The sequence below is a fragment of the Halomonas sp. B23F22_3 genome, from assembly GCF_043496965.1.
Taxonomy (GTDB): domain Bacteria; phylum Pseudomonadota; class Gammaproteobacteria; order Pseudomonadales; family Halomonadaceae; genus Halomonas.
The window spans coordinates 1-20,200 of the sequence record NZ_JBIEKG010000002.1 but is presented as its reverse complement, the minus strand read 5'-3'; the positions used below and the strand labels follow the sequence as shown (position 1 = coordinate 20,200).

Here is a 20,200-nt window from a genome sequence, read left to right as displayed (position 1 = left end):
CATGATTCGCTTCACGCCGCTCAGGACGCTGGCCCGGCTCGCCCTCCTCCTGGCGGCTCTCCATGTTCTCTACCTCGTCATCGCCAACGCCCTGCTTAACAGCGACTGGGGACGCCGCCAACTCGACCGCGCGCCGCACTTCACGCTGGAGTGGGAGCGGGCCTGGACCGCCTTTCCCGGCCACCTGCAGGTGGCCGGTCTAAGCCTTGCCGGCACCGCCGCCGAACACCACGTCGCGCTTGAGGCAGAGACCGCCACGCTGGGCGTCGCCCTGGCCCCGCTGCTTAGCCGTGAGGTCTGGCTTCGCCGCCTCGATGCCGAGGGCATCCGCCACGCCAGGCTGGATGCCTACCGCCTGCAGGGACGCGGCCGCCTGCACCTGGCGGGCCTTCATTGGGGAGCCGGCACGCTGGCCGCGGAGGCGGTGCGGCTGACGCTGGACGACGGCGCCGTGCTGAAGGACGACACGCGACTGGTGGAGGGCGTCACCCTGGAGGCCGACCTGTCCCTCGCTCCGCTGGCGCTGGCCGAGGCGACCGGCACCGAGGCGGGACGCGCCGTCTCGGGCACCGTTGCCCTGGCCGGGCGCAGCGATGCCTACACCGTCTTCAACCCCTACCTCGCCTCGCTCGGCTGGCTGGAGGTCGATGGCCGCGGCGACCTGCGCGGCGAGGTCGTGATCGAGGGGGGCGAGGTACGGCCTGGCAGCCGCCTGCGCCTCGACTCCCCGCAGCTGAGCGTGCGGCTCGACGAGAGCCACTGGCTGGAGGAGGGAGCACGCTACCGGATCGATGGGGCCGGGTCGGTGGTGGCCGAGATGAAGAAGCGCACCCGCATCAAAGTCGATCTCGACGACATCGAGATGACCGATGTCGCCGCTCCCCCCGCGTCTGCGCCCCTGCTCCGCGGCGACGGCTTCCGGCTCGACCTCACCACGCCCGCCCTGCGCCTTCAGGTGCTCCCCGACCCGCGTCACGAGGCGCGTCATGTCCGGGCCCAGCTGCAGTGGCGGAACACCGAGGTAGGCGACATCGCCGCCCTCGACCGCTATCTCCCTGCCGAGGTGCCCCTGACACTGGAAGGGGGCGTGTCGCGGCTGCAGGGCGAGCTGACCTTTGACGGCGAGCGCCTGAGCGGGGGATTCGACCTGTCCGGCGAGGCCCTGGCTCTGGGCCTCGGCGAGCAGTCGCTGACGGGACGACTCGACCTGCACCTGCCGATTGCCGAGCTCGACGTCGAACGCGGCCTGGTGGACATCTCCGGCGCGAGACTCGACCTCGACGCCACCGCCTCGGGCGAGGCGCAGCCGCTCACCGCCGAGCTGCAACTGCCCACGGCTCGGTTCCAGCTCCCGCGGGCCTGGCGAGCCCCGGCGGACGCCCTCCCGCCCGACGCCGCCCCGCCCTGGTCGGCGGACGTGGAACTACATGGTCGGGTGGGCCATCTCGGCATGCTCACCCCCTTCCTCGCCGAACGCTTCGACGGCGTCGGACTCGCCCTGGAAGGCGGCGGCCGGCTCGCCGGGACCCTGCGCATCCAGGAGGGGCAGCCGCTGGAGGGCAGCCAGCTGGAGGTGCACTCCGAGGCGCTGGGGGCGCGCTTCCTGGGCGTCCATGCCCGCGGCGAGGGTCGGGCGCTGCTCACCCTGCGCCCCGACGGCACCGATCCGCAGGCAGACCTCGCCCTCGTCTTCAATGAGGTGGATCTCACCCGCCTCGCAGATGGCCGCCGGCTCTTCCAGGCCGAGCGGCTCTCCCTCACCGGCACGGCGAGTGCACGAGCGCCGTTCCCGGGCTCCCGCTCGCTGACGGCGGAGTGGCACGGCGCGCGCATCCCCGATGTGGCGGTGCTCGACGCCTACCTGCCGGAGGCTGCGCCGTTGGAGCTGGCGGCCGGATGGGCCGACAGCCGCGGGCGCATCGTGCTGGAGGACGACCGGGGCCGCGGGCGCATCACCCTCGCCGGCGACGAGATCAGGGGCCGCCTGCTGGAGGAGGAGTTCCAGGGCGAGCTGGACGTGACCCTGGAGCTTGGCGAGATCGTTCCCGACCGCCAGCGAGTCGACCTGTCCGGCAGCCGGTTGGCCCTGACCGCCTCGTCGCGTCGCGGAGAGACGCTTCGCACCCTGCTGGTGCTGCCCCGGGCGCGCCTCGAGGGCGGCTTCGACTGGCCCGGCCGGGAGGCGCCACGCCGCCCTCTGGCCGGCACCTTGCGGCTGGATGGCCAGCTCGACCGTCTCGGCTTCCTCAATGCCTTTCTGCCTGACGAACATGGCCTGGGCGTCGAGGGGGGCGGACGCCTGAGCCTCGACCTCGACCTGGCGAACGGCGAGGTGATGCCGGAAAGCCGGCTTCGCGTGCACTCCGACCGGCTCGCCGTGCGCTTCCTGCACTACGAGGCCTTCGGCGACGGCTCGCTGGTGCTCGAGACCACCGCCCCCGGCGCGCAGCTGCACCTCTCCCTGCCCCGCTTCGGCCTGCGCCGCCAGGGGGGAAGCGACGCGCTGATCGACGGCCGCCGGCTGGAGATCCGCAGCCGGTCGCCCCACCTCGACCCCAGTGAGGGCCTGGAGGCACTCAGCACGCGCATCGACATGCCCGATGTGGCGATACCGGATCTCGCCGCCTTCAACGACTACCTGCCCCAAGATGCCGGCATCGCCTTCCTCTCGGGCCAGGCGACGATGGCCACCCACCTGCGGCTGGAGGGCCTGGGGGCCGAGGGCAGCCTGCAGCTTCACGCCTCCGACGCCCGCCTCGCCATCGATGAGCAGGTCCTGGAGGGCAACTTGACGCTGACGACGCGCCTCTCCGATGGCGACCTGGAGACGCTGCGCTTCGATGTGGCAGGCTCCACGCTGAGCATGCGCGACGTGCGACTGGAGGACGCCGCCGGCGGCCTCACCCGGGGCTGGTGGGCGCGCCTCGAGGTCCCCGAGGGAGAGATGCGCTGGGAGGCACCGCTGTCCCTCGACGCCCGGCTCGACCTGGCCATGCGCGACAGTGGCCTGCTGGTCAACCTGTTCGTCGATTCGACCCGGGAGCGGGGCTGGCTGCGCGACAGGCTGACGCTCGGCGAGGTGCGCGGCAAGGCGCGCGTGATGTTCGACGACGACACCCTCCGCCTGGAGGACCTCGCCGTGCAGGGCGGCAGTCGGCTGGAGCTGCTGGCCAACGTCGCCCTGCGCGATGCCCGCCTGTCTGGCCGCGCCCTCGCCCGCTACGGGCCCTTTCGACTGGGCATCGAGCTGGATGGCGACCGCCGGCGATGGCAGCTGCGCAACGTCCGCGAGTGGTATGCCAGCGCTCGGCCCGCCAGCGAGCTGACCCTTCCTGAGCGCCAGGAGTGGGTCGAGTGGCTGGACGCCGAGCCGGAATGACGCGCCGCCCCCGCACCCCGGCGAGACGACACCGGCCTCCCCCCCGGAGGGTGGCAAGACGACGCCAGGATGCTAAGGTAAGTGCTTCGCTTGACGGGGTGCCGGTAGAGCCGGCTGAGATGGCGCGGGGTGTCGAGAGACTGTCGAAACAGACTCAGGACACCGAGCGCTGGTCCCGTGAACCTGATCCGGCTAGTACCGGCGTAGGAATCAAGCGGTGACCAGTGCCCCCTCGGCACCTTCCCTGGCCACCCTCCCCCGCCCCGCTTCCGGATCTCCCCCCGACCGGAGGCATGATGGGCTACCGATTCGACAATCTCACCGCGGCCTGCCAGGACGACTGGCGCGCCTATATCGAGCACGACTTCGTGCGCCGGCTCGGCGACGCCACCCTCGAGGAAGGCGCCTTTCGCCACTACCTCCAGCAGGACTACCTGTTCCTGATCCATTTCGCCCGGGCCTACGCCCTGGCCGCCTACAAGAGCCGCGACCTCGGCGAGCTACGCCACGCCTTCGAGGGCCTGAAGACGATCCTCGACGTGGAGCTGGGGCTGCACGTGGACTACTGCCGCGGCTGGGGCATCTCGGAGCAGGACCTGGCGCGCCTGCCCGAGGCGCGCGCGACGCTGGCCTACACGCGCTACGTGCTCGACACCGGCCACCGCGGCGACCTGCTGGACCTGCACGTGGCGCTGGCCCCCTGCCTGGTCGGCTACGGCGAGATCGCCCGGTGGCTCAACGGCCGCACCACCACGGTGCGCGGCGCCGCCAACCCCTATGACGCCTGGATCGCCATGTACGAGAGCGAGACGTTCCAGCAGGCCATGGCGGACGAGCGCGCCTGGCTGGACGCGCGCCTGGCGGAGGTGACGCCGGCGCGCTTCGCGGAGCTCACCGCGGTATTCCGCGACGCCACCCGGCTCGAGATCGACTTCTGGCAGATGGGGCTCGACCGGCGCCTCTGAGCTGGTCCCACCTGTCGTCCCGGGCTGGTTCTGGTCAGGCCGCCCACCCACGGGATAGAAGGGGAATCGCGAGATTGCCCGACCACCACGCTTGACGGGGCGCCGTTGATGACGGCTGAGACCATGCGCTTGCCAGCATGGATCCCGTTGAACCTGAACTGGCTAGGACCAGCGTAGGGATCAAGCGACAGGCCGTGTGCCCCGACGCCATGGCCCCTGTCCTTCCCGCCTGTGTCCTCCCTGACAAGACCCTGACAATCCTAGGGAGAACACCATGAGCAAGACCGCCCATTTCCTCGCCGAGAGTGCCCGCGTCGACGAGGCCGCCATCCAGCCGCTGCCCGGCTCGCGCAAGGTCTATATCGAGGGCTCGCGCCCGGACATCCGCGTCCCATTCCGCGAGATCAGCCTGTCGCCGACCGGGACCTCCGGGGAAGACGAGGCCAACCCGCCGCTGCTGGTCTACGACACCTCCGGCCCCTACACCGATCCCGAGGCCGAGATCGACCTGCGCCAGGGCCTTGCCGAGCTGCGCCGCGACTGGATCGAGGAACGCGGTGACACCGAATGGCTCGACGGCCCGACCTCCGAATACGGCCGGCGCCGGGCCAACGACCCGATGCTCGCCAACCTGCGCTTCGACCTGACCCGTGCCCCCCGTCGCGCCAAGCAAGGCCGCAACGTCACCCAGCTCCACTATGCCCGCCAGGGGATCGTCACCCCGGAGATGGAGTTCATCGCCATTCGCGAGAACCAGCGTCGCCAGGCGCTCGGGACTCAGGAGGTCGAGCGCATCCTCGGCCACCAGCACGCCGGCCAGGGCTTCGGCGCGCGCCTGCCGGCGGAGATCACCCCCGAGTTCGTGCGCGACGAGGTGGCCGCCGGCCGGGCGATCATCCCCTGCAACATCAACCACCCGGAGTCCGAGCCGATGATCATCGGCCGCAACTTCCTGGTGAAGATCAACGGCAACCTCGGCAACTCGGCGGTCACTTCCTCCATCGAGGACGAGGTCGACAAGATGACCTGGGGCATCCGCTGGGGCTCGGACACCATCATGGATCTCTCTACCGGGCAGAACATCCACGAGACCCGCGAGTGGATCATCCGCAACGCCCCGGTGCCGATCGGTACCGTGCCGATCTATCAGGCGCTGGAGAAGGTCAACGGCGTGGCCGAGGACCTCACCTGGGAGGTGTTCCGCGACACCCTGATCGAGCAGGCCGAGCAGGGCGTGGACTACTTCACCATCCACGCCGGCGTGCTGCTGCGCTACGTGCCGCTGACCGCCAAGCGCACCACCGGCATCGTCTCGCGCGGTGGGTCGATCATGGCCAAGTGGTGCCTCTTCCACCACCGGGAGAGCTTCCTCTACACCCACTTCGAGGAGATCTGCGAGATCTGCAAGCAGTATGATGTGGCCTTCTCGCTGGGCGACGGCCTGCGCCCGGGCTCGGTGGCCGACGCCAACGACGAGGCGCAGTTCGCCGAACTGGAGACCCTGGGCGAGCTGACCCGCATCGCCTGGCGGCACGACGTCCAGGTGATGATCGAGGGCCCCGGCCACGTGCCCATGCACCTGATCAAGGAGAACATGGACAAGCAGCTCACCGAGTGCGACGAGGCGCCCTTCTACACCCTGGGGCCGCTGACCACCGACATCGCACCCGGTTATGATCACATCACCTCCGGCATCGGCGCGGCGATGATCGGCTGGTACGGCTGCGCCATGCTCTGCTACGTGACCCCCAAGGAGCACCTGGGCCTGCCCAACAAGGACGACGTCAAGACCGGCATCATCACCTACAAGATCGCCGCCCACGCCGCCGACCTTGCCAAGGGGCACCCGGCCGCCCAGCGCCGCGACAACGCGCTCTCCAAGGCGCGCTTCGAGTTCCGCTGGGAGGACCAGTTCAACCTGGGGCTCGATCCGGACACCGCCCGGGAGTACCACGACGAGACCCTGCCCAAGGACTCCGCCAAGGTGGCGCACTTCTGCTCGATGTGCGGGCCCAAGTTCTGCTCGATGAAGATCAGCCAGGAGGTCCGCGACTCGGTCTTCAAGAGCGAGGCCAAGGAGAAGGACCTCAATGGCGACCAGGACGCAATGGAGCGTGGCATGCAGGAGCAGGCCGAACGGTTCCGCCAGGAGGGTGCCGAGCTCTACAAGGAGGTCTGAGACGACGCCGCGACCGTTGCCGTCAAAGACGGTCGTCGGCTCCTATCGCGACATGAAAAACGCCCCCGCCGGCTCTCCGGCGGGGGCGTTTTATCATGGCGCGGCGGACGCGCGCCGGACGCTTAGAAGCGGAACGTCATCCCGACGCTCGCGGCATCGAAGGTGTAGTTCGATTCGTCCAGGTAGCGGACGTAGTCGGCCCCGAGGGCGAGGTTCGGTGCCACGTCGAACTCGGCGCCGCCGCCCCAGGAGAAGCCGGTCTCATCGTCGACGTCGAAGTCCACCTCGGTGAAGCCGGCCAAGCCGTAGAGGCGGAAGTCCGGGGTGATGGGCAGGATGCCCTTGGCGTAGGCGCCGGCCAGGTAGTCGAGCTCGACGCTGCCGTCGGAGCCACCGCCGCCGAGATGGCCCTCCAGGGCGAAGTAGTCGTTGAAGGCCACGCCGCCGCGCAGGCGCAGGCCGGTGCTGTCGGCCTTGCCGGGGCCGCGGTCCGGATCCAGCTCCCAGAACAGGGCGTCGCCGCCGAGGTAGGGGCTCGGGTCGTAGTTCATCGGGCTGCCCTGAGCCAAGGCGCTAGTGCCGGCCAGCAGCAGGGCGGCGGATACGGCAGAGATCGTGAAGGTCTTCATGGCAGCTCTCCAGTTAGAAAACACTGTTTTCATACACGCCTTCATTCTGGTACACCTTCGACCAAGGTGCAATGCTCACCTCCATGCGACGAGCCGCGGCGTCGCACAAGTAAGAGCAGCGCCTGCGTCGCCGTCCGCGATCCACGTCACTGTTTACCGACTCGCAACGTGTTAATTTCGCAGGAATCCGGCCCCGCTCCCCTCGACACGAAAGGATGTGCCATGAACGACCCGGTACTGGTCATCAACTGCGGCTCCTCGTCGATCAAGTATGCCCTGGTGCCCGACGCTTTCCATCAGCCACGACTCTCCGGCCTGGCCGAGCGCCTGGGCAGCGAGGATGCGCGCCTCACGGGCATCGATGGCCAGGGTCGTCCGTTCTCGCGGCCGCTGCACGGGGCCCGCCATGCCGACGCCATGGCGGAGATCCTCGAGGGCCTCGAGGGACAGCATCCCGTGGCGGTGGGGCATCGCGTCGTTCACGGCGGCGAGCGCTTCACCCGCGCCACCCGCATCGACGCCGCGGTGAAGCGGGCCATCGAGGCCACCGTGGCCATGGCGCCGCTGCACAACCCGGCCAACCTCGAAGGCATGGCGGCCACCCAGGCACTGTTCCCCGATCTGCCGCAGGTAGCGGTCTTCGATACCGCCTTCCACCAGACCCTGCCCCCTCGGGCCTATCGCTATGCGCTGCCGGACACGCTCTACCGGCGGCACGGCATTCGCCGCTACGGCTTCCATGGCAGCAGCCACGCCTACGTGAGCGCCCGGGTCGGCGCCCTGAGCGAGCGCCGCCATGGCGGCTGGCTGATCGCGCACCTGGGCAACGGCTGCTCCACCTGCGCGGTCTGGCAGGGGGCGAGCGTCGACACCAGCATGGGCCTGACGCCGCTGGAGGGCCTGGTGATGGGCACCCGCAGCGGCGACGTGGACCCCGGCCTGCACGCCCACCTGGCCCGCCAGCTGGGCTGGTCGCTCGAGCGCATCGACACCCTGCTCAACAAGGAGAGCGGGCTGCTGGGCCTCTCCGGGCTCTCCAACGACATGCGCCGCCTGCACCAGGCCGCCGCCGAGCACCACGCGGGCGCCGAGCTTGCCATCGAGGTATTCTGCTATCGCCTGGCCAAGTCGCTGGCGGGGCTCACCTGCGCCCTGCCGCGTCTGGATGGCATCGTCTTCACCGGCGGCATCGGCGAGAACGACAGCGACGTGCGCGCCCGGGTGGTCGAGCAGCTGCGTCACTTCAGCCTGCGCGTGGACGCCCGAGCCAATGCCGATGCCGTGGGCGGTCGAGAAGGCCGCATCGATTCCGGCGAGCACGGCCGCGCCCCCGAGCTGTGGGTCATCCCCACCGACGAGGAGGGGCGCATCGCCGAGGAAACCCGCCAGCTGCTGAAGGAAGAGGCCGTCCCCCATGAGCCAAAGTGACCGCCCGAATGACCGTCCGAGCGATCGCCGACCCGACCCCCGCAACCTCCTGCTGGTGCCCACCGACAGCGGCGTCGGCCTGACCTCCGCCTGCCTGGGCCTGCTCCGCGCCCTGGATACCCTCGGGCTCAAGGCCGGCTTCATGAAGCCGTTCCGCCAGGACGAGATCAACGGCCAGGGACCCGATCGCTCCTGCGCCCTGGCCGCCAGCACCCTGGGCCTCGACCCGCCCGCTCCGCTGCCCCAGGCCCGGCTCGAGCGCCTGCTGCGCGACGAGCGCGCCGACGAGTTGATGGAAGAAGCCGTCGAGCGCCATGCCCGGGTCGCCCTGCCGGAGGCGGGCGACGCCCCGGAGCTGGTGGTGATCGAGGGGCTCGCCCCCAGCCCCCACAGCAGCTATGCGAGCCGGCTCAACGAGGCGCTGGCCCACGCGCTGAATGCGCGTGTCATCCTCGTGGCCGACGGCGACCTGAGCGATCCGCGCGACCTGGCGGAGCGCCTGGACCTGCACGCCCAACCCTTCGAGGGCGTCGACTCCCCGCGCACCCTCGGCTGCATCTTGATGCGCCTGCGCCCGCAGCCCGACGACGAGACCCCCGCGCCGCTGGCGGCGCCCGAGCTCACCTCCGGGCTCGACGACCCACAGCTCGCGCGCCTGCGCCGCCACCTGCCGGCGCTGGACGACGACCGCTTCCACCTGATCGGCGCGGTGCCCTGGCACGCTACCCTCTCGGCTCCCCGGGTGCTGGACGTCGCCCGGGCCCTGGAAGCGCGCATCCTGCATCAGGGCGAGGCCGACCGGCGCCGGGTGCTGGGCACCAGCCTGTGCGCCCGCAGCGCCTCCCATGCCCTGCACGTCTTCCGCGCCGGCCGGCTGCTGGTCACCCCGGGGGATCGCGACGACATCCTGCTCGCCGCCTCATTGGCGGCCACCAACGGCGTGCCGCTGGCGGGCCTGCTGCTGACCCACGGCGAGCTGCCGAAGGAGGCGATGATCGAGTTCTGCCGCCCGGCGCTGGCGAGCGGGCTGCCGGTGCTCGCCGTGGACTCCGACAGCTATTCGACGGCCCAGCAGCTCGACCGCATGGCCAACGACATCCCCGTCGACGACCCCGAGCGGGCCGAGCAGGTGACCCGCTTCGTGGCCGATCACCTCGACCTTCGCTGGCTCAAGGAGAACCTCAATCTCGGCTACCCGAGCCGGCTCTCGCCGGCCGCCTTCCGCCATCGGCTGGTGCGGCTGGCCCAGCAGGCCAGCAAGCGAATCGTGCTGCCCGAGGGGAGCGAGCCGCGCACCGTGGAGGCCGCGGTGCTCTGCCAACAGCGCGGCATCGCCCGCTGCGTGCTGCTGGCACGGCGCGAGGAGGTCGAGGCGGTGGCGCGCCAGCGCGGCCTCGAGCTGCCCGAAGAGCTCGAGATCCTCGATCCGGCAGAGATCCGCCTCGCCTACGTCAAGCCGATGGTCAGGCGTCGTCCCGGCAAGCTCAACGCCCTGACCGCCGCGGACCAGCTCCAGGACAGCGTGGTGCTCGGCACCATGATGCTCGCCGAGGGCGCGGTGGACGGCCTGGTCTCGGGGGCGATCCACACCACCGCCAACACCGTTCGCCCGGCCTTCCAGCTGATCAAGACGGCCCCCGGCTATCGCCAGGTGTCGTCGATCTTCTTCATGCTGCTGCCCGAGCAGGTGGTGGTCTACGGCGACTGCGCGGTGATCCCGGACCCGGACGCCGAGGCGCTGGCCGAGATCGCCATCCAGAGCGCCCGCTCCGCCGCGGCCTTCGGCATCGAGCCCAGGGTGGCGATGATCAGCTACTCCACCGGCGCCTCCGGAAGCGGCGCCGACGTCGACAAGGTCCGCGAGGCCACGCGCATCGCCCGGGAGCGTGAGCCGTCGCTCTGCATCGACGGCCCGCTGCAGTACGACGCCGCGGCCATCGAGAGCGTGGGCCGCCAGAAGGCGCCGGATTCGCCGGTGGCGGGACGCGCCACGGTGTTCGTGTTCCCCGACCTCAACACCGGCAACACCACCTACAAGGCGGTGCAGCGCAGCGCCGGGGTGGTCAGCGTCGGCCCCATGCTGCAGGGGCTCAACAAGCCGGTGAACGACCTGTCGCGCGGGGCCCTGGTCGACGACATCGTCTACACCATCGCCCTGACCGCCATCCAGGCCGCCGAGGCGCCCTGAGGCCGCGGCGCCCTCCCCGGCCGCCGCTTCGCCGCCCCCAACGGCGCGGGCGCCCCGCTCGATCGCTCGAGGGGGCGCCCGCTGAGCGCTTGCCGGGTTCAGGACGTGGTCAGATACTCGCCACCCCGAAATAGATGAAGGCCAGCACCAGCAGCAGCAGGAAGACGGTCTCCGCCACCATCAGCACCACCGGTTTCCAGCCGACCACGGCGAGCTTCTGGAAGGAGGTCTTGATGCCCAGCGCGGCGATGGCCGTGACCAGGCACCAGCGCGACAGGTCGGTGAAGCCCTCGGTGACCACCGGCGGAATCCAACCGAGGCTGTTGATGATCACCAGCGCCACGAAGGCGACCAGGAAGGTCGGCAGCATCGGCACCTTGCTGGCGCCCTCCTCCTGGCGCCGCTCGCGGCGGAACAGGAACATGAAGACCATCACCGCCGGCACCAGCATCGCCACCCGCAGCAGCTTGACGAAGGTCGAGACGTCGCCGGTGCCCTCGGAGATCATGTAGCCGGCGCCGACCACCTGGGCCACGTCGTGGATGGTGCCGCCGAGGAAGATGCCCGCCTCGGTATCGCCGAGCCCCAGCACCCCGACGATCAGCGGGTAGATCACCATCGCCATGGTGGAGAGCGTGGTCACCCCCACCACCGTCATGATGGTGTTCCGCTCATGGGTCTCGTGACGCGGCATCACCGCCGACAGGGCCAGCGCCGCCGAGGCGCCGCAGATCGCCACCGAGCCGCCGGTCAGCAGGCCCATGTCCTTGTCGAGCCCGAGCAGGCGCGCCAGCAGGGCGCCGAGCGCGATGGTCAGCATCACCCCGCAGACCACGGTCAGCACCGGTCCGATGCCAAGCTCGGCGACCTGCTCGATGGTGATACGCACGCCCAGCAGCGCCACGCCGATCCGCAGCACCTTCTTGGCGGCAAACTCGACGCCGGCCAGGCAGCGTCCCTCCTCGGAGAGAAAGTGCAGGGTCATGCCGAACAGCAGGGCGTATAGCAGCGTCGGGCCGCCGTAATGATCCGCGATGAAGGTCGTCGCCAGGGCGATGGTCACGCAGATCATCAGCCCGGGAAGCACGCGCTGGAGGGGTTCCAGGCGTCGGGGCAGAACCCGCTTGTCGGCCTGGAAGGTCGACGGATCGGTTGCCGCGTCGGCGTCTCGACGAGTCATATCGCCACCTCGATAAGCTATGGAACGAGCGTCGCATCCTGCGACGTCATCGGCCCTTCGTTGTTGGAATAGGGTTGCCACTGGCGCTCGGCTCGCGTGCCGATGACGTCCTTACGGGACGTCGATGCCGACCAGGGAAATCCCTCACCGGCCGGCATGGGCATCATGGTGACGGGAGGATGGAAGCGAGGTTAGGACCAGTTAGCGGCGAGAGGTAAGACCACGAATGGAGCCGGCCTCAACGACGGCGCCCGGCACGAGGCCGGGCGCAATTCAGGGCATGAAGGAGGGGAATAGAGAGCGCGACACAAGGTGCGGCAACGCACATTGGCAGCACGAAACCGGACGCTCGGCGACTAATCCTGCCGGGTAGGCACCACCACCACCGGCACCCGGGCGCGCTTGATCACGCCCTTGGTGACCTTGCCGGCATAGGTGGCCGTGAAGCTGCGCTTGTTGGCCGCCATGACGATCATGTCGCTGCCGGTGCGCGTGGCGTAGTGGCTGATCACCGAGGAGGGATAGCCCTCGAGCACGCGGCAGGTCACCTCGCGTTCGCCGAAGGCCTCGCGCCGCTCGGGATAACGAGACCAGAAGGCCGCGAGCCGCTCATCGAGCTCCTGGCGTGCCTGGTCGAGACGCTGCGCCATCAGGCTCTCGAGCATCTGGCGATCCTGAATGCTGGTCTTGAGGGTATTGAGCACGTCGTCGGAGAGCGATTTGACCGCGTGCAGCACGTGCAGCTCGGCGCCGGTGGCCTGGGCGAGTCCCACCGCCTGGGCCAGCACCAGGTCGCAGTCCCCCCTGAGTCCCACGCAGCAGAGAATGCGTCGAATGCCATGCGTCATGATGGTTCCTCCTTCGGCGCGGCATCGAAGACGCCGTGCCGATGTCAGCGACGGATAGCGACTAGTAGCCCATCACGCCGGGCAGCCAGAGCGCGATCTGCGGAAAGTAGGCGATGATGAACAGCGCCACGATGGAGCCCGCGGCGAAGGGCAGCGCCTTCAGCGAGATCTCCTCGATCGAGGCCCCGCCAATCCCCGAGGCCACGAAGAGGTTCTCCCCGAGCGGCGGCGTCTGGAAGCCGATGGCCAGGGCGCAGACCACCACGATGCCTACGTGCACCGGGTCCATGCCCAGCATGTACATGATCGGCAGCAGCACCGGGGTGAGGATCATGATCGCCGCCAGGGTTTCCATGAACATCCCCACGAACAGCAGGAAGAAGATGATCATGCCCCAGATGAGGTAGATGTTGTCGGTGAACCCGAGCATCGCCTCGGCGATGATGGCGGGCACCTGCTGCTCGACGAGCAGGCGACCGAACACCGTGGCGGTGAACAGGATCAGCAGTACCCGTCCGGTGATCCAGGTGGTGGTCTGCAGCGTGCGCAGGGCCGGTTTCCAGGCCAGCTCCCGGTGCAGGAAGACGCCCACGATCAGCGTGTAGAAGATCGCCACGATGGCCGACTCGGTGGGCGTGAAGAGCCCGCTGTAGATGCCGCCGAGGATGATGACCGGCGCCAACATCGACCAGATGCCCTTGCGCAGGGTGCCGCGGATCTGCGGCCAGGACCAGTGATCGGTCAGGCCACGATAGCCACGCCTCTTCGAGATGAAGTAGTTGATGGTCAGCAGGCAGCCGGCGATCACCACGCCGGGCATGATGCCGGCGATGAACAGCTTGGGAATCGACAGCGTCTGGAAGGCGCCATGCTCGGCGATGGCCTCGGGCGGCGGCTGCAGGCCCATGCCGGAGATGCCGAAGATGACCATCGGGATCGAGGGCGGAATCACCACCCCTAGCCCGCCCGAGGAGGCGGTGATGGCCGAGCCATAGCCGCGGTCATAGCCGCGGTTGGCCATGGCCGGGATCATCAGCATGCCCACCGCGGCCGTGGTCGCCGGCCCAGAGCCGGAGATCGCGCCGAAGAACATGCAGGCGAACACCGTCGCCGCGGCGAGCCCGCCGGTCACGGGGCCGGCGAAGGCCTCGGCGATGTCGACCAGGCGCTTGGAGATGCCGGCGGCTTCCATAAGCGCCCCGGCCAGGATGAACGCCGGCAGCGCCATCAGCGGGAAGGAGCCCACCGAGGTGAAGGCGATCTGCACGAACGCCATGGGGTTCTCGCCCAGGCTGATGAAGGTCGTCAGTGCCGCCACGCCCAGCGACACCGTGATGGGTGCCCCGAGGATCAGCAGCAGGAAGAAGGCGCCGAACAGTACGTAGACAATCGTGGCATCCATACTCAGTGCTCCCGCGGCGTCGAGCCGTCGCCCGCCGCGTCATCGTTGTGCTTGAGTTTCTCGACCGTCTGGGACTCGGGGTCCACGAGGTCCACCTTCTTGACGAACTTCAGGTAGTTGTTCTGAAGGATTCGCAGCGTCATGGCGACGAAGGCGATGGGCAGGATCAGGTAGAAATACTTCATCGGAACGCCCAGGGTCTGGGACTTCCAGAAGAGGTTCATCTTGTTGAAGACGAAGTCGTAGCTCAAATAGATGAAGACGGCATTGAAGCCAATCCAGATCAGGTCGGTGAGCACACTGCAGAACGTCTCGACCCAGCGCGGGAAGAATTTGAACTGGAAGGTGACGCGGTTATGCGCCGACATCTTGGTGGCGTAGACCGCCCCCAGGTAGGCGAACCACACGAAGGCGTAGGTCGCCAGCTCATCGCCCCAGGGCAGCGAGTAGCTGAAGAGGTTTCTGAGCACGATCTGGGCGAACAGCAGTAAGACGAAGGACACCAGGAGGAGCTGACAGAGGACGCTCTCCAGGTTATCGATGATCTTGAAGAGTAGCGATTTCATGAGACTGGCCCCTTGCGATCAGACTCCCGATGGGCAGTTCCCCGCACCGGCCGGGGGCCGGTACGGGGGCACACTGCATGCCGCGGTAATGAGAGTTACGGCTGCGGGGCGGGATCACGACCCAGGACGGAGAGTGCCTGATCGAGCTTCTCCTTGCCGCCGATGCTGTCGTAGAAGTCGGGCCAGATGCTGGTGGCCTGTTCGATCCACTCCTGCTCGTCGTTGGCGGGCTGGGTGATCTGCATGCCGTGCTCTTCCACCAGGCGCTGCTTGATGGCTTCCTCGCTCTCCAACAGGAAGTCATAGCTGTGTTCGGTGGCGGCCTGGCCGGCTTCCAGCACCAGGTCCTGCATCTCGGGGCTGAGGCTCTGGAACTTGCCCTCGCTGATGATCAGCGGCTGCAACGAGAACACGTAGCAGCTGTCGGTGACGTGGTCCTGGACCTCATAGAACTTCATGGTGTCGATGGTGATGTAGGGGTTGTCCTGACCGTCGACCACGCCCTGCTGCAGCGCGGTAAAGGTCTCGGACCAGGCCAGCGGGTTGGGATTGATACCCCAGGACTGGTAGGAAGAGATCATGATCTCGTTCTTGGGCACCCGGATCACCAGGCCATCGAGATCCTCGGGCGAGGCCACGGGACGCACGGAGTTGGTCAGGCGACGGCAGCCGGAGTAGGCCCAGCCCAGGATGCGTACGCCGGCATCGCGGATGGTGTTCTGGGTGAGCTCCTCGCCGATCTCGCCCTGGGTCAGCGCCTTGGCATCCTCGGGGCTCTGGATCACGTAGGGCAGGGTCAATACCCCGACGGTCGGCGAGAACGGCGTGATGTTGTTGATGGCCAGAATCGAGAGATCGAGAATCCCCATGCTGGCATTGTTGACGGTGTCCTGCTCACTGCCGAGCTGGCCGTTGGGGAACAGGTCGATGGTGACCTCGCCCTCGGTCTTCTCCTCGACGAGATCGGCAAAGGTCGTGCCCAGTTCGTACTGGGTACCGCCGGCGGCGTCGCCCAGGGCCATCTTCCAGGTCTCGGCCATGGCCTGGCCGCTCAGTGCCAGGGTCGCGGCAGAGACGGCCATGGGGAGGAGTAGTTTCTGGATACGCATTGTGATCTCCACAGCTTGTTATTGTCGGAAAGACAGGATGCCAACGTGATGCGAGGCGCTCCTGGATGACGGCGAGCCGGGGTGTCCATCGAGGGCGGCCCAAGGCGGCGATTCGAGGTGATTTATTGTGTTTCTCACCGCGCCTGCCTCGACTCCGCGATCTCGCCCCTCGCCGATCATCGGGATACATGCTGTACGCCATATCCTGACTACCACGTTCTACGCACTCCCCCAGAGCGCCACTAGAACCAGTCTTCCGACATCGATTGGTCCAGCCCGTCGCATGAGAGAACGATCATCGACACGCCGGGCGGGCCCCGAGTCGGCCGCCATGATGCCTCAACGCTATGGCATAATCTCTAGCTGCCTTTTCCAGCACCTTGGCGAGACACAATTTCAATGAGCCAGCTTCTCTTCCATCTCGATCCCGACCTACCGGAGAGCCTGCAGAAACAGCTGCGCGAGCAGATCGCCCGCGCCATCCTCGACGGCCATCTGCCCCTGGACGAGCCGCTGCCCTCGAGCCGCAAGCTCGCCAAGGAGCTGCATGTTGCCCGCAACACGGTGATGCTGGCCTACGAGCACCTGCTCGACGATGGCTACCTGATCGCCCGCAAGCGCAGCGGCTACTTCGTCAATCCCGAGATCCTCGAGGGCCGGGCCGAGAAACCGGTGCGCCTGAACGATATCGACGCCGAGCGCCTGCCCTGGGAGGAGCTCTTGACCATGCACCCCTCCCGACAGCAGACCATCAACAAGCCCAGCGACTGGCATCGCTACGACTATCCGTTCCTCTACGGCCAGATCGATCCCGAGCTCTTCCCGACACAGCACTGGCGGGAGTGCAGCCGCGATTCCATGAGCGTGCCGGCGATCCGCAGCTGGTCGGTGGACCACCTCAACGACGACGACCCGCTGCTGATCGAGCAGATCCACAAGCGGCTGCTGCCACGCCGCGGCGTGTGGGCCAAGCCCGAGGAGATCCTGGTCACGGTCGGGGCCCAGCAGGCGCTGTGGATCAGCTGCATGCTGCTGCTCAAGGCCGGCCGTCGTTTCGGGATGGAGAATCCCGGCTACGTCGACGTCTACAACATCGCCCGCACCTTCACCGACGATATCCACCTGCTGCCCGTCGACGAACAGGGCATGCGCCTCGATCCGACGATCGCCGACTGCCAGCTGCTCTACGTGACACCGAGCCACCAGTCGCCGACCACGGTCACCATGCCGCTGGAGCGGCGCCGCGAGCTGCTCGACATGGCGGAGATCGACAACTTCCTGATCATCGAGGACGACTACGAGAGCGAGACCAACTACCTGGACAACCCCACGCCGGCGCTGAAGAGCCTGGATCGCCACAACCGGGTGATCTACGTGGGCAGCCTCTCCAAGACCCTGGCGCCGGGCCTGCGCCTGGGCTACATGGTCGGCCCGCCGGCGCTGATCCGCGAGGCCCGCGCGCTGCGCCGGCTGATGCTGCGCCACCCGCCGACCAACAACCAGCGCGCCGTGGCCCTGTTCCTGGACCGCGGCTATCACGATGCCCTGCTGCGCCAGATCCACCAGGTGTTCCACAGCCGCTGGCAGCGCATGAACGAGGCGCTGGCCCGGCACCTGCCCGATGCCTTCGTGCCCTCGACCTATGGCGGCTCGTGCTTCTGGGTCAAGGGGCCCGAAGGGCTCGACTGCCATGAACTGCGCCGCCTCGCGGCCGAGCAGAGCATCCTCATCGAGTGCGGCGACATCCACTTCTTCGACGGCCCTCAGCTCGAGTACTTCAGGCTGGGCTTCTCGGCCATTCCCGAGGCGCGCATCGAGGCCGGCATCGAACGCCTGGCGGCGCTGATTCCCCAGGCGATCACCCCCTCCTGAGCACCGCCCGCCTGGAGCGGCCTTCCTCTCTTCAGCTCGCACCCACAAGAAAGCCGCCTCTAGGGCGGCTTAAGGCAATGGACAGGGCGCGACTCAGATCACCTCGTCCTTCAGGTGGTACCAGCGATAGAGGAAACGCTGGCCGACGCGCCGGAAGGGCGCGAAGGCCTGGGACTCGACCTTCTCGCGCAGGTTGGGGAACGGCAGCTTCGAGGTGAAGATCGGCAGGTCCAGCTCCTGGCCATGCCCGGCGATCCACTGCGCCAGGCGTCGTCCGGCCTGGGCCGAGTACATCACGCCGTTGCCGCCGTAGCCCAGGGCGTAATAGACCGTCTCCTTGGCATCGGGCTGATGGATGCGCGGCATCATGTCGTGGCTGACATCCACCCACCCCCACCAGGAGTAGTCGATATCGACGCCATCGAGCGCCGGGAACTTGCGGTGCATGTCGCCGATCAGCATCGACTCGTACTTCTTCTGCGGCGCATCGCGGCCGGTGATGGCGCTGCGACTGCCGATCTGCAGGCGGTTGTCCGGCAGCAGGCGATAGTAGTGGCGCAGGATCCGGGTATCGGTGATCACCTGGCGCGTGCGCAGGCTGCAGGCCTCGATCTCGTCGTCGGTGAGCTGCCGCGTGACGATGGAGTTCGAGAGGATCGGCAGCAGCCGGTTCTTGAGCTCGCGATGCAGGCTCTGGGAGGTGTAGCCGCCGGTGGCGATGCCCACGGCCCGCGCTTTGACAACTCCCCCCGGGGTCTTGAGGTAGTGCACGCCGCCGCGGGTCTCGAAGCCCTGCACCGGGCTCGCCGGATGGATCTTCACCCCCAGCGCCCGGGCCTTGCGGTGGTAGCCGAAGGCCAGCTTGCCAGCGTGGATGCCGATGCCCTCGGGCTCGTGCATGGCGCCGGCCGCCTCCTGGTCGCCGAGCCACTCGCGCTTCACCGTATCAGCGTCGATGATCCGCGCGTCGTAGTCGAAGGTCTCGCGTAGCAGTTTCGCCTCTTTCTCGAGGGTCGGCATCACCTTGTCGCGGTGGGCCACGTAGAGGTGGCCACCCGGCTGGGGCTCGCAGTCGATGTCCTTGATCAGCGCCTTGAAGGTCGCCATGCCATCGAGGCATTCGCGATGCAGCTTCAGCGCGGTATCCAGGCCGTAGCGCTGGATCCACTGGGAGCGCTTGAGGCGACCGGAGGCACACTGGGCCTGGCCGCCGTTGCGGGTCGAGCAGCCCCAGCTGGCGCGATTGGCCTCGAGCACCGTGGCCTTGATGCCGTACTCCTCGGCCAGGAAGATCGCCGCCGTGAGTCCGGTGAAGCCGGAGCCGATGATCACCACATCGGCATCCGTGTCCTGGGTAATGGGTCCGTCATCGGCCGGCGGCTCGCCGGCGGTGCCGATCCAGTAGGTCGGCGCATAGTCACGACCCGCCCCCGGCGTGGAGCTCTTCAGGGGGTCATAGGCCGGATCATATGGCTGGGAGGGTGAGGTCCTGGTCGCCTCGGTCTCCGTCCCGCTTCTTGGCATTGTTGTCTCCATGATCGGACTCCTAGCAGTCTGGATGGCGTGCTCGAACCCGAGGCAATCAGGCGTTGACGGGGGGGCGGTTCTTGCGGAAGGCGTTCTTCACGGCGATCTTGCCGTCGCGGAAGGTAAAGGCGTCGATCATCCGAGCCTCGGAGCGTACGCCGTCGGTGGTGGTGCCCTGATAGGTGGACTCGGTGAAGCCCTTGTCGCCGATCACGTGGTGCTCGGCGTCGGTCCAGCTGGCATCGGGGGCGGTCTTCCAGGCGTTCTCGAGGCCCTGGCGCACCTCGGCCTGGCCGACGAAGCTCTTGCCCTGCAGCTCGGGACCGGCGATGGCGTGGAAGACGCAGTCATCGGTCATCATGCTCATAACGGCATCGATGTCGTGACGGTTCAGTGCGTCGCTGAAGGCTTCGAGAAGTTCGGTGGTCGGCTGGCTCATGGCGGGCTCCTGACGGTTGTCGTTGTTGGCTGTGTCGTGACGCAATGGGTGACACATCGGGCGGCACATCGGCCGCGAACGGATCCAGCCTACTGACAAAGCCGAGGGGGCATTAGCGCCAGATACGCCCCGGCGGTTGGACCAGCGTGCTCGCCGTGATCGGCCTCGCGCGGTGCGCAATTCGTCACGCCACTCGAGCGGCCCGATGGCCCTCGGCTCAGTCCGCAAGAAGCCCCGCCCCGACGGCGACCGGCGTCGTCGGGGCGGGGCTTCTTGTGCCGTGATCGGTCGTTTGTCAGACAAAAAAACCCCCGGCGAAGCCGGGGGAACACGTTGCAGCACATTCGATGATAGGTTCGCTCTCGATCAGACGTAGTCCTGGTACTTCTCGAGCAGGCGCACCGGCTTCTTCAGGGCGTCACGGCGGAAGGGGTCGCCCAGCTCCCGGGTGCACATGATCTCGAGGATGCAGGTCTTGCCTTCGTTCAT

The 20,200-nt window shown here is 68.0% G+C and carries 14 protein-coding genes and 2 riboswitches; of the genes, 6 read left to right on the top strand and 8 right to left on the bottom strand.

Features of this window, described 5'->3' with window-relative positions:
• Position 1: 1 nt before the first annotated feature.
• The 3 genes from ACGTNG_RS03750 (at position 2) to thiC (ending at position 6,523) form a co-directional block, all read left to right on the top strand.
• The gene (locus tag ACGTNG_RS03750; protein ID WP_394575582.1) at positions 2-3,379 is read left to right on the top strand and encodes a hypothetical protein; all 3,378 of its coding nucleotides are present in this window, start codon (positions 2-4) and stop codon (positions 3,377-3,379) included.
• A gap of 84 nt (positions 3,380-3,463) precedes the next feature.
• Positions 3,464-3,606, top strand: a riboswitch (TPP riboswitch).
• Between the two features lie 69 nt (positions 3,607-3,675).
• A complete protein-coding gene (gene tenA, locus ACGTNG_RS03745; RefSeq protein ID WP_394576164.1) occupies positions 3,676-4,344 on the top strand; it encodes a thiaminase II in 669 nt (222 codons plus the stop codon).
• A gap of 85 nt (positions 4,345-4,429) precedes the next feature.
• Positions 4,430-4,541, top strand: a riboswitch (TPP riboswitch).
• A 77-nt stretch (positions 4,542-4,618) separates the two neighbouring features.
• On the top strand, positions 4,619-6,523 hold the full coding sequence (thiC, locus tag ACGTNG_RS03740; RefSeq protein WP_394575581.1) for a phosphomethylpyrimidine synthase ThiC: 1,905 nt from the start codon (positions 4,619-4,621) through the stop codon (positions 6,521-6,523).
• Positions 6,524-6,645: 122 nt separating this feature from the next.
• Here thiC and ACGTNG_RS03735 read toward each other — a convergent pair whose 3' ends face one another.
• Positions 6,646-7,152, bottom strand: coding sequence for a porin family protein (locus ACGTNG_RS03735; protein WP_394575580.1), 507 nt, complete (start codon positions 7,150-7,152; stop codon positions 6,646-6,648).
• A gap of 222 nt (positions 7,153-7,374) precedes the next feature.
• Between ACGTNG_RS03735 and ACGTNG_RS03730 the strand changes: the two genes are divergently transcribed.
• Together ACGTNG_RS03730 and pta are read left to right on the top strand one after the other, a co-directional pair.
• Positions 7,375-8,580 (top strand): acetate/propionate family kinase, encoded by a 1,206-nt coding sequence (locus ACGTNG_RS03730; protein WP_394575578.1) that lies wholly within the window; start codon positions 7,375-7,377, stop codon positions 8,578-8,580.
• The gene (gene pta, locus ACGTNG_RS03725) at positions 8,567-10,768 is read left to right on the top strand and encodes a phosphate acetyltransferase (protein ID WP_394575576.1); all 2,202 of its coding nucleotides are present in this window, start codon (positions 8,567-8,569) and stop codon (positions 10,766-10,768) included. Before ACGTNG_RS03730 ends, pta begins: the two co-directional genes overlap by 14 nt.
• 109 nt (positions 10,769-10,877) lie before the next feature.
• On the opposite strand, the gene ACGTNG_RS03720 is transcribed toward pta, so the two are convergent.
• From ACGTNG_RS03720 to ACGTNG_RS03700, 5 genes are all read right to left on the bottom strand, one after another.
• Positions 10,878-11,948, bottom strand: coding sequence for a YeiH family protein (locus tag ACGTNG_RS03720; protein ID WP_394575574.1), 1,071 nt, complete (start codon positions 11,946-11,948; stop codon positions 10,878-10,880).
• Between the two features lie 356 nt (positions 11,949-12,304).
• A complete protein-coding gene (locus ACGTNG_RS03715; RefSeq protein ID WP_394575573.1) occupies positions 12,305-12,796 on the bottom strand; it encodes a universal stress protein in 492 nt (163 codons plus the stop codon).
• A gap of 61 nt (positions 12,797-12,857) precedes the next feature.
• Positions 12,858-14,198, bottom strand: a complete 1,341-nt coding sequence (locus tag ACGTNG_RS03710) for a TRAP transporter large permease (protein ID WP_394575572.1) — start codon at positions 14,196-14,198, stop codon at positions 12,858-12,860.
• A gap of 2 nt (positions 14,199-14,200) precedes the next feature.
• Positions 14,201-14,764 (bottom strand): TRAP transporter small permease, encoded by a 564-nt coding sequence (locus ACGTNG_RS03705; RefSeq protein WP_394575571.1) that lies wholly within the window; start codon positions 14,762-14,764, stop codon positions 14,201-14,203.
• Between the two features lie 95 nt (positions 14,765-14,859).
• On the bottom strand, positions 14,860-15,873 hold the full coding sequence (locus tag ACGTNG_RS03700; protein ID WP_394575570.1) for a TRAP transporter substrate-binding protein: 1,014 nt from the start codon (positions 15,871-15,873) through the stop codon (positions 14,860-14,862).
• Between the two features lie 399 nt (positions 15,874-16,272).
• On the opposite strand from ACGTNG_RS03700, the gene pdxR reads away from it, so the two are divergent.
• Complete coding sequence (pdxR, locus tag ACGTNG_RS03695) at positions 16,273-17,745, top strand: MocR-like pyridoxine biosynthesis transcription factor PdxR (protein WP_394575569.1); 1,473 nt, start codon at positions 16,273-16,275, stop codon at positions 17,743-17,745.
• A 93-nt stretch (positions 17,746-17,838) separates the two neighbouring features.
• Here the strand turns inward: pdxR and ACGTNG_RS03690 are convergent, their stop codons facing one another.
• Both ACGTNG_RS03690 and ACGTNG_RS03685 read right to left on the bottom strand, forming a co-directional pair.
• Positions 17,839-19,281: an NAD(P)/FAD-dependent oxidoreductase gene (locus tag ACGTNG_RS03690; RefSeq protein ID WP_394575568.1), complete on the bottom strand. Its 1,443-nt coding sequence runs from the start codon at positions 19,279-19,281 to the stop codon at positions 17,839-17,841.
• A gap of 46 nt (positions 19,282-19,327) precedes the next feature.
• On the bottom strand, positions 19,328-19,711 hold the full coding sequence (locus ACGTNG_RS03685; protein WP_108444877.1) for a nuclear transport factor 2 family protein: 384 nt from the start codon (positions 19,709-19,711) through the stop codon (positions 19,328-19,330).
• Between the last annotated feature and the right edge of the window lie 489 nt (positions 19,712-20,200).

Excerpts from the sequence above, each read along its gene's own strand:
- tenA (WP_394576164.1), top strand. The coding sequence starts at position 3,676 with ATGGGCTACCGATTCGACAATCTCACCGCGGCCTGCCAGGACGACTGG.
- ACGTNG_RS03735 (WP_394575580.1), bottom strand. The coding sequence starts at position 7,152 with ATGAAGACCTTCACGATCTCTGCCGTATCCGCCGCCCTGCTGCTGGCC.
- ACGTNG_RS03710 (WP_394575572.1), bottom strand. The coding sequence starts at position 14,198 with ATGGATGCCACGATTGTCTACGTACTGTTCGGCGCCTTCTTCCTGCTG.
- ACGTNG_RS03690 (WP_394575568.1), bottom strand. The coding sequence starts at position 19,281 with ATGGAGACAACAATGCCAAGAAGCGGGACGGAGACCGAGGCGACCAGG.
- ACGTNG_RS03715 (WP_394575573.1), bottom strand. The coding sequence starts at position 12,796 with ATGACGCATGGCATTCGACGCATTCTCTGCTGCGTGGGACTCAGGGGG.
- ACGTNG_RS03700 (WP_394575570.1), bottom strand. The coding sequence starts at position 15,873 with ATGCGTATCCAGAAACTACTCCTCCCCATGGCCGTCTCTGCCGCGACC.
- pdxR (WP_394575569.1), top strand. The coding sequence starts at position 16,273 with ATGAGCCAGCTTCTCTTCCATCTCGATCCCGACCTACCGGAGAGCCTG.
- ACGTNG_RS03705 (WP_394575571.1), bottom strand. The coding sequence starts at position 14,764 with ATGAAATCGCTACTCTTCAAGATCATCGATAACCTGGAGAGCGTCCTC.
- ACGTNG_RS03720 (WP_394575574.1), bottom strand. The coding sequence starts at position 11,948 with ATGACTCGTCGAGACGCCGACGCGGCAACCGATCCGTCGACCTTCCAG.
- thiC (WP_394575581.1), top strand. The coding sequence starts at position 4,619 with ATGAGCAAGACCGCCCATTTCCTCGCCGAGAGTGCCCGCGTCGACGAG.
- ACGTNG_RS03750 (WP_394575582.1), top strand. The coding sequence starts at position 2 with ATGATTCGCTTCACGCCGCTCAGGACGCTGGCCCGGCTCGCCCTCCTC.
- ACGTNG_RS03685 (WP_108444877.1), bottom strand. The coding sequence starts at position 19,711 with ATGAGCCAGCCGACCACCGAACTTCTCGAAGCCTTCAGCGACGCACTG.
- ACGTNG_RS03730 (WP_394575578.1), top strand. The coding sequence starts at position 7,375 with ATGAACGACCCGGTACTGGTCATCAACTGCGGCTCCTCGTCGATCAAG.
- pta (WP_394575576.1), top strand. The coding sequence starts at position 8,567 with ATGAGCCAAAGTGACCGCCCGAATGACCGTCCGAGCGATCGCCGACCC.